The organism is Paroceanicella profunda (genome assembly GCF_005887635.2).
Classification (GTDB): domain Bacteria; phylum Pseudomonadota; class Alphaproteobacteria; order Rhodobacterales; family Rhodobacteraceae; genus Paroceanicella; species Paroceanicella profunda.
The window spans coordinates 95084-106557 of record NZ_CP040819.1 but is presented as its reverse complement, the minus strand read 5'-3'; the positions used below and the strand labels follow the sequence as shown (position 1 = coordinate 106557).

Below are 11474 nucleotides of genomic sequence, written 5' to 3'. Positions count from 1 at the left end.
CGTTCCGGCGGGTTGACTTCACTTGTCTATACATCCAATCCTTGGGCCCAGTCCCGCATCCAGCCGCGCGGGCGAACCGATGCCCGGGAGGCCTGCTTGCTCCGCTCCACCCCCAACCTGCGCGCCGCATGACCGGCACCGCCGAGATCCGCGCCGCCATTGCCGCGGATGACCAGCCGGAGGCCCTGCGCCTGCTCGCCGGGCTGATCCGCGAGGTGACCGGCCTCGCCCCGCAGGCGCTCGCCATCAACGCCGACCGCTACAGCCTGAACTCGGTGAACGGCTTCTTCACCGATGGCGGGGCCCGCGCCTTCTTCTTCAAGTTCCACCAGGAGGAGGGCGAGGAAGAGGGCGTCTCGGAATACTACAACGCGAAGGTGCTGGCCGAGGCGGGCTACCCCGTCACCCAGCCGCTGTTTGCCGAGACCCACCCGGGCCGGCAGATCCTCGTCTACGAGCGCATGGACATCCCCCGCCTCTCCGACCTCTGCTCCGCCATCGAGAAGGGCGAGGCCGAGGGTGCCGAGGCCGACGTGATCGCGGCGCAAGCTGCCGCCGACAGCGCCTTCGCCGGGATCGCCCTGCGCCACCTGCATGACGATGCCCGGGCGGAGACCGCCGCCCAGCCCCTGCACCAGCTCTTCTACAACCGCCTGGTGGACCGGCCGGGAGACAGCACGCCCGGCGGCCGGGTGGCGCGCTTCTACCTCGGCGGCCAGGTGCGCTGGCACGGGCTCGAGGCGCCGTTCGACGAGATCGCCGCCCTGCCCTGGCGCATCGACGGGGTGGACTACGACACCCCGCTGGCGGAGCTGTTCACCACCGCCATCACGCGGCTGGCGCCGGCGCGCTTCACCCCCGGCCCGGTGTTTCCCGCCCATGGCGACGCGCATAACGCCAATGTCTGGTTCCACCCCGCGGCACCGGGGGCGCCGGCGCATCTGAGCCTGTTCGACCCCGCCTTCGCCAATGCCGCGGTGCCAGCCCTGCTGGCCGAGGTGAAGGCCACGTTCCACAACATCTTCGCCCACCCGTTCTGGCTCTACGAGCCGGATGTCTGCGCCGCCCGCACCCGCGCCACCGCGCGGCTGGAGGGCGGGCGCATCGTGGTGGAGACCGGGCACGCGCTCTCGCCCCTGCGCCGGGCCTTCCTCGCCTCCAAGGCCGAGCGCTTCTGGCGCCCGCTCCTCACCGAGCTCAAGCGCCGCGGCGCGCTGGCGGAGGACTGGGAGGCGCAGGTGCGCACCGCGCTCTTCGCCTGCCCGACGCTGGTGATGAACCTGCTGCCGGGCGAGGGCTCGTCGCACAACCCCACCAGCTCGCTCATCGGCTTCGCCCAGGCGGTGCGCGCGGCGCAGGCCCCGGCCACGCCCGGCGCCGAGGATGATTTCACCCGGTTCTTCGCCGCCTCCCGCCCCTGCTGACCACCGGAGACAGCCCATGCAGATGCCCTTCTCGCTCACCGGCCGCCTCGCCCTCGTCACCGGCGCGAGCCGCGGGCTGGGACGGGCGATGGCGGCGGGGCTCGCGGCCGCGGGGGCCGACGTGATCGCGGTGGCGCGCGACACCGCATCGCTGGGCGAGACGGCGGCGGAGGTGGAGGCCCTCGGCCGGAGCTGCCACCGCTTCGCGGCCGATGCCGCCGCACTGCCGAGCATCGAGGCGCTCTTCGCCGCGCTGGCGGAGGCGGGCCTCGCCCCCGACATCCTGGTCAACAACGCCGGCACCGAGCAGGTCTGCCCCTCGCTCGACGTGGACGAGGCGCTGTGGGACCGCATCCTCGACACCAATCTCAAGGGCGCCTTCTTCACCGCGCAGCGCTTCGCCCGCGCCCGCGCCGGGCGGCCGGGGGCCATCGTGAACACCGGCTCGCTCACCTCCGCCGTGGGCGTGCCCACCGCCACGGCCTACACCGCCTCCAAGAGCGGCCTGCTGGGCATGACCCGGGCGCTTGCCACCGAATGGGCGCCGCTGGGCATCCGCGTGAACGCCATCGGCCCGGGCTATTTCCGCACCGAGCTCACCGAGACCTTCTACCGCGACGCCGCCTGGCGCGAAGGGATGCTGCCGAAGATCCCCATGGGCCGCTTCGGCGCGCTGGAGGACGTGGCGGGCACTTGCGTGTTCCTCGCCTCCGACGCGGCGGCTTACGTCACCGGGCAGATCCTATTCGTGGACGGCGGCTACATGGCCTCGATCTGAGCATGTCCGGCGGCACCCGATACGAGGCGGTGAAGGCGCATATCACCGCCGGCATCTCCTCCGGCCTCTACCCGCCGGGCAGCCGCCTGCCCTCCGAGCACGCGCTGGTGGAGGCGCTGTCGGTGTCGCGGATGACGGTGAACCGCGCGCTGCGCGAGCTCGCGCGCGACGGGCTGGTGACCCGCACGCAGGGCGTGGGCTCCTTCGTGGCCGAGGCGCGCGCCCTGCCCTCGCTCGCCGAGGTGCGCGACATCCGCGCCACCATCGCCGAGCGCGGCGGCCGGCACACATGCCGCACCGTGGTGGCCGAGCGCCGCCGCGCCGGCGAGGAGGCGGCGCTGCTGGGCCTGTCGCCGGCCGAGGAGCTGCTGCATGTGCATCTCGTCCACCACGAGGACGGCGTGCCGCTGCAGATCGAGCGGCGCTTCGTGCGCGCGGATTTCGCCCCCGACCTGCTGGAGGTGGATTTCTCCGCCGAGCCGATGGCCGATTACCTGCAGCGCTTCGCCCCGGTCTCGGAGCTGGAGCATGTCGTGGAGGCGCGGCTGGCCGACGCGGCCGAGCAGCGCGACCTCGGCCTCGCCCCCGGCGCGCCGGTGCTGCGCATCCGCCGGCGCACCTGGGTGGGGGCGCGCATCGTCACGCTGGGCTGGTTCTCCCAGCCCGGCGAGCGCTACCGCGTGCAGGTGCGCATCCGCCCCTCCGACTTCGCGGCGGGAGGGGGCGGATGACGCGCCGCGGCAGAGACCTTGTATATACATGCGTTGACAGGCTATGGAGCCGGTGCAAAGCTCGCGCTCCGGGTCGGGGTGCGGGCCGGGACAGCTCCGCCGCGCCGCGGGGGGAAGGGGTGGCTGCGCCCGCTCGCCCGCCGGCCGGCCCGACGCGAGGAAGGGTGCATCCATGACACCGATGGTCGAGATCGACACCGTCACCCGGCGCTTCGGCGATACGGCCGCCGTGCGCGAGGCCTCCGTGCGGCTGGAGCGCGGCGAGTTCCTCACCATCCTCGGCCCCTCCGGCTGCGGCAAGACCACGCTCCTGCGCATGATCGCGGGCTTCGACCGGCCAAGCTCGGGGCGCATCCTGATCAACGGTGAGGCGATCGACGCCGTGCCGCCCTTCCGCCGCTCCATCGGCATGGTGTTCCAGCGCCTCGCGCTCTTCCCGCACATGACGGCGGCGGAGAACGTGGCCTATCCGCTGAAGATGCGCCGCTTCGACCTCGCGGAGATCCCCGAGCGGGTGGAGCGCTACCTCGAGCTGGTGCGCCTGAAGGGCTTCGGCAGCCGCCGCCCGCACGAGATGTCCGGCGGCCAGCAGCAGCGCGTGGCCATCGCGCGCGCGCTCTCCTTCAGCCCGGACCTGCTCCTGCTCGACGAGCCGCTCTCCGCGCTCGACCGCAAGCTGCGCGAGGAGATGCAGCTGGAATTCCGCCGCATCCAGCAGGAGCTCGGCGTCACCACCATCAACGTGACCCATGACCAGCGCGAGGCGCTGGTGATGTCGGACCGGGTGGTGGTGATGGACGCGGGACGCATCCAGCAGGCCGACACGCCGGCGGCCGTCTACCGCCAGCCCTCCAACAGTTTCGTGGCGCGCTTCATCGGCATGACCACGCTGTTTCCCGGCGTGGTGGCCGAGGCGCCGGAGGGCATCGACGAGATCATCGTGGGCGACGTGCGCCTGCCGGCCCGCTTCCCCGCCACCAGCCTCGCGCCCGGCACGGCGGTGGACTGCGGGTTGCGCGCCGAACAGGTGCGCATCCTGCCCCCCGGCGCGCCCCGCCCGGAGACCACCCTCGGCGGCATCGTCGAGCGGCGCATCTTCGAGGGCGACCGGCTGGTCTACGAGGTGCGCGTGCCGCCCTTGGGCAACCTCACGCTCATGGTGTTCGACCATGACCCCGCCACCCATGCCGAACACGAGATCGGCGCCCGTGTCCTCCTGGGCTGGAACGCGCGCGACCTCTTCGTCTTCCCGACAGAAACCACAGAAAACACTTCCCGACAGGAAACAGGACCCGCATCATGACAGACATCACCCACCTCGCCCTGCCGCGCCGCCGCTTCCTGCAGGGCAGTGCCGCGGCTGCCGCCGTGCTCGCCGTGCCGGGCCTGCTGCGCGCGCAGGAAAAGCCCGCCGAGATCATCGTCCGCGCCTGGGGCGGCGCCTGGGGCGACGCGCTGAAGGAGGGCGTGGGCGACCCGTTCACCGCCGCCACCGGCATCCCCGTGCGTTACGATTTCACCGAGGACAACGAGATCAAGCCGAAGATCTGGGCTGCGGTGGATCAGGGCCGCATCCCGCCGATCCACGTGAACTGGGACACCACCACCAACGCCACCATCTCCGCCCTGCGCGGCGTGACGGTGGACCTCTCGGACCTCTCCAACCTCAAGGGCCTGCTGCCGCTCGCGAAACCCGTGGGGCTGGACGGCTACCCGATCGTGAACACCTACGCCTATGTCTATGTCTGCGCCTACCGCCCCGAGGCCTTCCCCGACGGCGCCCCCACCTCCTGGAGCGTGCTGCTCGACCCGAAGTTCAAGGGCCGCATCGCGCTCTATGACGACGGCATCGGCTTCAACCCGATCTCGGTGCTCGCCGGCGGCGGCACCATCGCCGACATCCCCGGCAACATGGCCCCCGGCTGGGCCTTCTACGAGAAGCTCAAGGCCAACGAGCCGCTGCTGGGCGAGGACGCGGATTTCACCAACTGGTTCCAGAACGGCGAGATCGACGTGGCCTGCACCATCTCGGTGAACGCGCGCGCGGCGAAGCAGAACGGCATCGACGTGGCCTGGACCGTGCCGCAGGAGGGCTGCAAGGTCGACACCGACGGGCTGTGGATCCCCAAGGGCCTGCCCGCGAACGAGGAGTACTGGGCGAAGGAATTCGTGAACTTCGCGCTCACGAAGGAGGCCCAGGCGAAATGGTGCTCCGCCCTCGGCCTGCCGCCGGTCTTCCCGGGCATCGAGCCGCCGGCAGACCTGGTGGGCGACCCCTCCTACCCCACCACGGAGGCGGATTTCGCAAAACTGGTCAGCATCCCCTCGCCGGTGCTGGTGGAGAACCAGCCGATCTGGTTCGAGAAGTTCAACGAGATCTTCCAGGGCTGAGCCCGACGCCTCTCGCGCCGGCCGGCCCTGCCCATGGGCGCGGCCGGCCGGCCACCCCGCATCCCGGCGCCCCGGCCCCCGCGCCGGGGCCCCGACGAGGACAGACATGACCGCCGACGCCCCGCGCCCCGCCAGCCCCGCCCACCGCCTGCCGCTGCGCTGGCGGGTGATGGACCGCGTGGAGGCGGTGGCGGCCGCCCTCTGGCCCGCCGCCTTCCGCCGCGCCACGCCCTGGGCCTTTCTCGCGCCCGCACTGCTGCTGGTCGGCATCCTGCTGATCGGGCTGGGCTATCTCGTCTCCGACAGCCTGCATGAGCTGAACCCCGCCACCTACCGCCTGCGCGCGGAATATTCCGCCGGGAACTACGAGGCGATCCTGCACAAGCCGGTCTACCTGGCCGTGCTCTGGCGCAGCCTGCTCGCGGCGGTGCTGGTGACGGCACTCACCCTCGTCTTCGCCTTCCCCTACGCCTACGTGATGGTGCGCACCCGCTCCGGCGCCCTGCGCAAGCTGCTGCTGGTGTCGCTGTTCCTGCCCTTCTTCATCGGGCAGGTGGTGCGGGCCTACGGCTGGCTGATCATCCTGGGCAAGCAGGGCCTCGTGAACCAGGCGCTGGAGGGGCTGGGCCTGCCGGCCGCCACGCTGATCTACACCTACCCCGCCGTCATCTTCGGGCTGGTGCAATACATGCTACCCTTCGCGGTGCTGATGCTGGCCCCCGCGCTCACCGCCATCCACGAGGAGGTGGAGCTTGCCTCCGAATCCCTCGGGGCGGACTGGCTGCGCACCTTCCGCCACATCGTGATCCCGATGGCGAAACCGGGGATCGTGGGCGCCTCGGTGGTGGTGTTCACCCTCACCCTCACCGATTTCGCCATGCCGGAGATCCTCGGCGGCGGCACGAACGATTTCATCGCCAACACGATCTACGACATGTTCTTCCAGCTCTCGAACCCCGGCCTCGCCTCCGCCCTCTCCACCGTTCTGGTGGCGGTGGGCAGCCTGATCGTGGCGCTGGTGTTCCGGCTGGCGGGCACCGGCACGCTGGGCCTGAGGAGCGGGTCATGAGGAGCGGGCGCGGCAAGGCCTGGGTGCTGTGGAGCATGGTCATCGTGGTGGTGGTGACGCTGGCGCTGCCCACGCTGGTGATCATCGGCGCCTCCTTCACTTCCGGCGACATCATCCGCTTCCCGCCCGAGGGCCTGTCGCTGCGCTGGTACCGCGCGCTGTGGGACCTGGGCGGCTTTCGCGCCGCCCTGGGGCGCACGGCCTATGTCTCCGTGCTCTGCACGGCGCTCGCCATCCCAGTGGGCACGCTGGCGGCGCTGGCGCTGGCGCGGCGTCGGATGCGGTTTGCCCGCACCATCCAGGTGTACCTGCTGCTGCCCTTCACCATTCCGCTGGTGGTGTCCGGCATCTCGATGATGATGCTCTTCGGCGAGGCGCGGGTGCTCGGCCAGCTCTGGCCGGTGGGCGTGGCGCTGTGCCTGATCAACCTGCCCTTCATGATCTGGGCGGTCTCCTCGGCGGTGAACGCGCTCGACCCCGAGCTGGAGAATGCCGCGATGAACTGCGGCGCGCCGCCCGTCACCGTGTTCCTCACCGTAACCCTGCCGGCGGTGATGCCGGGGGTGATCACCGGGGCGCTGCTGATGTTCATCCTCGCCTTCAACGAGTTCCTGGTGAGCCTGTTCCTCACCGACAGCCGCACCGTCACCCTGCCGGTGCAGATCTACAATTCCATCCGCAACGTCATCACCCCGGATCTCGCCGCGGTGTCGGTCGTCTACATCGTGGTGGCACTTGCCGCGATCTGGGTGCTGGACCGGCTCGTCGGGCTCGAGATCTTCCTCAAGTCGAAATGAGCCGCGCCATGACAGACGTCTCCTTCCACCGCCTCTCCGAGATCGACGATGCCGGCCGCCGCGCCCTGATGGGCCGGGCGGAATCCGACCTCACCCCGTTCATCGACAAGGTGCGCCCGATCATCGAGGCGGTGCGGACCCAAGGCGACATCGCCCTCGCCCGCTACGCGCGCGAGCTCGACCGCGCCCCGGTGGAGGCGAACGCCATCGCCGCCACCAAGGCCGATTTCGACGCGGCCTTCGCGGCACTCGACCCGAAGATGATCGAGCTGCTCGAATTCGCCTGCGACAATGTCCGCCGCTTCCACGAGGCCCAGATGCCCGAGGAGATGTGGATGAAGGAGATGCACCCCGGCGTCTGGGCCGGGGACCGGGTGGTGCCGATCGACTCGGTGGCCTGCTACGTGCCGCGCGGCAAGGGCTCGTTCCCGTCCGTGGTGATGATGACCGCCATTCCGGCGGTGGTGGCCGGCGTGCCCAACCCCGTGATCATCACCCCGCCGGGGCCGGACGGGAAGGTGGATGCCGCCACCCTGGTGGCCGCGCGCATCGCGGGCGTGGAGCAGGTGTTCAAGGCCGGCGGCGCGCAGGGCGTGGCGGCCGTGGCCTACGGCACCGAGACCGTGCCGCGCTGCCTCAAGATCGTCGGGCCCGGCAGCCCCTGGGTGGTGGCGGCCAAGAGCCTGCTCTCCGGCCGGCTCGACCCCGGCACGCCGGCCGGCCCGTCGGAGGCCATCGTGCTCGCCGACCACACGGCGAACGGCGCGGCCTGCGCGCTCGACCTGCTCAACGAGGCCGAGCACGGGCCGGACAGCGCGTCCTGGCTGGTCACCTGCTCCGAGGAGGTGGCCGAAACCGCCCGCGCCGCGCTGCCCGGCTACTGGGCCCGGATGGGCGCGCAGCGGGTGGAGTTCTCGCAAAAGGTGCTCTGCGGCCCGCGCGGCGGCATCCTGCTGACGCAGACCATGGAGGAGGCCATCTCTTGGGTGAACGACTATGCGCCCGAGCACCTGGTGGTGCATTCCGACGACCCCTACGGCTATCTCGGCCAGCTGCGCAACGCCGGCGAGATCCTGCTGGGCGAGAACACGCCCATCGCGCTGGGGAATTTCGTGCTGGGCCCGAACGCGGTGCTGCCGACCAATTTCGCCGCCCGCACCCATTCGCCGCTCGGGGTGCATGACTACCTCAAGCGCATCTCCGTGGGCCACGTGACGCCGAAGGGCTATGCCACGCTCGCGCCCTGGGCGAAGCGCTTCGCGGAATACGAGGGGTTCGATGCCCATGCCAACGCCGTCTCGGAGCTGCGCGAGACGGCGCTGGGGCGCGAGTGAGCCCGGCGGGCCAGGGGCGCGAGGCCCCCGGCCCGGCCGCTACATCACCAGCCAGAGCGAGATCACCGGCAGGAAGGTGATCAGCAGGATGCGCACGATATCCGCCACCCAGAACGGCAGCACGCCGCGGAAGATGGTGGTGAGCGGCACCTCCTTCAGCACCCCCTTCAGCACGAAGACATTCATGCCCACCGGGGGCGTGATGAGGCTGATCTCGGTGGCCACCACCACCACGATGCCGAACCAGATCACCGCCAGGTTCGGGTCCGCCAGCACGCTGTCGCCGAAATCCATCGTGTAGAGCAGCGGGTAGAACACCGGCACGGTGAGCAGGATCATCGACAGGCTCTCCAGCACGCAGCCGAGCAGCAGGTAGATCACCAGGATCACCACCATCACGGTCCAGGCGGAATAGCCGGTGTCCAGGATGTAGTCCGACAGCGCGTCCGGCAGGCCGGCGAAGTTCACGAAGTTGGAGAACACTTCCGCGCCGATGATCACCGCGAAGATCATCGCCGTGGCGCCCGCCGTCTCCAGGAAGGCCGCGTACAGGCCTTCCCGGGTCAGCCTGCGCAGGGCGAAGCTGATGACGAGCGAGACGCCCGCGCCGATGCCCGCCGCCTCGATCGGGGTGAAGAACCCGCCGTAGATGCCCACCATGATGACGGCGAAGAGCACCACCACCGCGAGGACGCCCACGATGTCCGCCCCGGTGAGGGCGATGGGTGCGCCGGTGGCCTTCGGCGCCAGCGACGGCTTGATGAGCACGGTGACGAACACCGCCGCCACGTAGAGCGCGATGCCCAGCAGGCCGGGGATCATCCCGGCGATGAACAGCTTGCCGATGTCGCTCTCGGTGAGGATGCCGTAGAGGATCAGGATCACCGAGGGCGGGATGAGGATGCCCAGCGTGCCGCCCGCCGCGATGGCGCCGGTGGCGAGGCCGTCGTCGTAGCCGAAGCGGCGCATCGAGGGCATGGCGACCTTCGACATGGTGGCCGCCGTGGCGAGCGACGAGCCGCTCACCGCCGAGAACCCGCCGCAGGAGAGCACGGCCGCCACCGCAAGCCCCCCGGGCAGCCGCCCGATCAGCCGGTAGGCGGCGGCAAAGAGCCCCTGCGCGAAGCCCGAACGCGCCAGCACGTTGCCCATGAAGATGAACAGCGGGATGACCGAGAGCGAATAGTTCAGCGCCGTCTCGAACACCGTGCGCCCGAGCATGGAGAAGGCGGGGTCCCAGCCGCGCATGTAGCCGAAACCGGCCACCCCCACCGCCGACATCGCGAAGGCGATGGGCACGCGGGCGAAGATCAGCACCAGCAGGACCGCGAAGCCCACGAGGGATTCAGTCATTCAGTCGTTCCTTGTGGGACATCGCGGCGCCCGCCCGCGCCACGGCCGCGGCGGCCGAGAGCAGGCAGGCGAAGGCCGCGAACCAGGCCACGGGCGCCATGGGCAGCCGCAGCGCGTTGGTCACCGATCCGTCCTCGCCCAGCCGCAGCGCCTCCACCCCAAGGCGCCAGGCGAACACCGCCAGCACGAGCGCCGCGAAGACATTGCCGAAGGCGGTGAGCACCGCTCCGCCGCGCGCGCCCATCAGCATGCCCACCAGGTCCACCTCCACGTGGCCGCCGTCCCGGGTGGTGAGCGGCAGGGCGGCAAAGACCAGCGCCCCGAGCATCAGTTCGGTGAGCTCGAAGGCGCCGGGCAGCGGCGCGTTGAACCAGTAGCGCCCGACCACGTCCACGCAGGTGACGAGGGTGAGCGCCAGGATCAGCACGGTGGACAGCGCGGCGAGCGCCCGCATCAGGCCCCCCGCCGCGCCGCGTCCGATGAAGCTCATTCACCGACCCCGGACAGCTCCCGCATCCGCTTCAGCGCGGCGGTGCCGTCGAACCCGTCTTCCTTCACGGAGGCCGCCCATGCGTCCTCGTATTTCGTCGCGGCGGTCTTGATGGCGCTCACCATCTCGGGCGAGGCCTGATAGACGTCGATGCCGGCGGCGGAGATCTTCTCCTTGGCCGCGTCATCGGCGGCGTCCCAGGCCTTGCCGGCGAGCCCGGCGAAGGCGAGGCCGGAGATCCTGTCGATCGCGGCCTGGTCCTCGGGGGAGATCTTCTCCCAGGCACCCTCGTTCATCACCAGGAACCAGGTGGTGTTGTAGATGCCGCCGGGCACGCGCATGGAGGATTTCACGTAATCGGTGAGGTTGAAGGCGGTGAGCGCCTCGTAGGTGAAGGCGACGCCGTCGATCACGCCGCGCGACAGCTTCTCGTAGACCTCCGGGGAGGACATGAAGAGCGTGTTCGCGCCGAGGTCGCGCAACAGGTCGGCGATGTAGCCGCCGGGGGTGCGGATCTTCAGGCCGGCGAGTTCGGCAGGGGTGGTGATCTCGGGGCCGTTGCGGTGCAGGAGGCCGGGGCCGTGCATGAACAGGCCGAGCAGGTGCACGCCCTTGTGCTCGGCGGCGGCGTCCAGATCCTCGGTGTAGACCTGCCAGAAGGCCTTGGAGGCGGCCTCCGCACTGTCGCCCAGGAAGGAGAACTGGCCGATGCGCGAGCGCTCGAACCGGTCGTCCGTGGTGAAGCTGTGCAGGCCGTAGGTGATGTCGGCCACGCCCTCGGCGGCCATGTCGAAATGCGCCGGCGGCGCGCCGAGCGGCTTGGTGAGGACGCGGACGCTCACGCGACCCTGGGTCACCTCCTCGACCTCCTTCGCCCAGGGGCGGATGGCGTTGATCACCAGCGGGTGGCGCGGCGGCAGCCAGCTCGACAGCACCAGTTCGGTGTCGGCGAAGGCGGCAGTGCCGGCGCCGCCGATCAGGCTGGCGGCGAGGATGGCGGCCGAGATGAGGCTCTTCATTGTGGGGCTCCCTGAAATCAATCGGTTGGTCTTGCGGCCGGAGGGCCGGGGCAGGAAAGAAACGGGCCGGCCCAGGCGTCGCCAGGCA

Annotated in this window: 11 protein-coding genes; 8 read left to right on the top strand and 3 right to left on the bottom strand. The window is 70.6% G+C overall.

Features of this window, described 5'->3' with window-relative positions; translation table 11 throughout:
- The first annotated feature begins 128 nt into the window (after positions 1-128).
- The 8 genes from FDP22_RS18515 to hisD all read left to right on the top strand — a co-directional run bounded on the left by FDP22_RS18515 (position 129) and on the right by hisD (position 8524).
- On the top strand, positions 129-1424 hold the full coding sequence (locus FDP22_RS18515) for a hypothetical protein (RefSeq protein WP_138573830.1): 1296 nt from the start codon (positions 129-131) through the stop codon (positions 1422-1424).
- A gap of 16 nt (positions 1425-1440) precedes the next feature.
- Entirely contained in the window at positions 1441-2202 is a 762-nt protein-coding gene (locus tag FDP22_RS18510; RefSeq protein WP_138573832.1) for an SDR family NAD(P)-dependent oxidoreductase, read from the top strand.
- A 2-nt stretch (positions 2203-2204) separates the two neighbouring features.
- A complete protein-coding gene (gene hutC, locus FDP22_RS18505; RefSeq protein WP_138573834.1) occupies positions 2205-2933 on the top strand; it encodes a histidine utilization transcriptional repressor HutC in 729 nt (242 codons plus the stop codon).
- A 172-nt stretch (positions 2934-3105) separates the two neighbouring features.
- Complete coding sequence (locus FDP22_RS18500; RefSeq protein ID WP_138573836.1) at positions 3106-4236, top strand: ABC transporter ATP-binding protein; 1131 nt, start codon at positions 3106-3108, stop codon at positions 4234-4236.
- Entirely contained in the window at positions 4233-5324 is a 1092-nt protein-coding gene (locus FDP22_RS18495) for an ABC transporter substrate-binding protein (protein WP_138573838.1), read from the top strand. Before FDP22_RS18500 ends, FDP22_RS18495 begins: the two co-directional genes overlap by 4 nt.
- A 106-nt stretch (positions 5325-5430) precedes the next feature.
- Positions 5431-6393, top strand: coding sequence for an ABC transporter permease (locus FDP22_RS18490; protein ID WP_138573840.1), 963 nt, complete (start codon positions 5431-5433; stop codon positions 6391-6393).
- On the top strand, positions 6390-7190 hold the full coding sequence (locus tag FDP22_RS18485) for an ABC transporter permease (RefSeq protein ID WP_138573842.1): 801 nt from the start codon (positions 6390-6392) through the stop codon (positions 7188-7190). The genes FDP22_RS18490 and FDP22_RS18485 overlap by 4 nt, the downstream gene beginning before the upstream one ends.
- Positions 7191-7198: 8 nt before the next feature.
- Positions 7199-8524, top strand: coding sequence for a histidinol dehydrogenase (gene hisD / locus FDP22_RS18480; protein ID WP_138573844.1), 1326 nt, complete (start codon positions 7199-7201; stop codon positions 8522-8524).
- A gap of 39 nt (positions 8525-8563) precedes the next feature.
- Here the strand turns inward: hisD and FDP22_RS18475 are convergent, their stop codons facing one another.
- Genes FDP22_RS18475 through FDP22_RS18465 form a run of 3 tightly spaced genes read right to left on the bottom strand, consistent with a single transcriptional unit; the run spans position 8564 to position 11386 of the window.
- On the bottom strand, positions 8564-9877 hold the full coding sequence (locus tag FDP22_RS18475) for a TRAP transporter large permease (RefSeq protein WP_138573846.1): 1314 nt from the start codon (positions 9875-9877) through the stop codon (positions 8564-8566).
- Positions 9870-10367 (bottom strand): TRAP transporter small permease, encoded by a 498-nt coding sequence (locus tag FDP22_RS18470; RefSeq protein ID WP_239031982.1) that lies wholly within the window; start codon positions 10365-10367, stop codon positions 9870-9872. The genes FDP22_RS18475 and FDP22_RS18470 overlap by 8 nt, the downstream gene beginning before the upstream one ends.
- Positions 10364-11386, bottom strand: a complete 1023-nt coding sequence (locus FDP22_RS18465; protein ID WP_138573848.1) for a TRAP transporter substrate-binding protein — start codon at positions 11384-11386, stop codon at positions 10364-10366. Before FDP22_RS18465 ends, FDP22_RS18470 begins: the two co-directional genes overlap by 4 nt.
- Positions 11387-11474 lie beyond the last annotated feature (88 nt).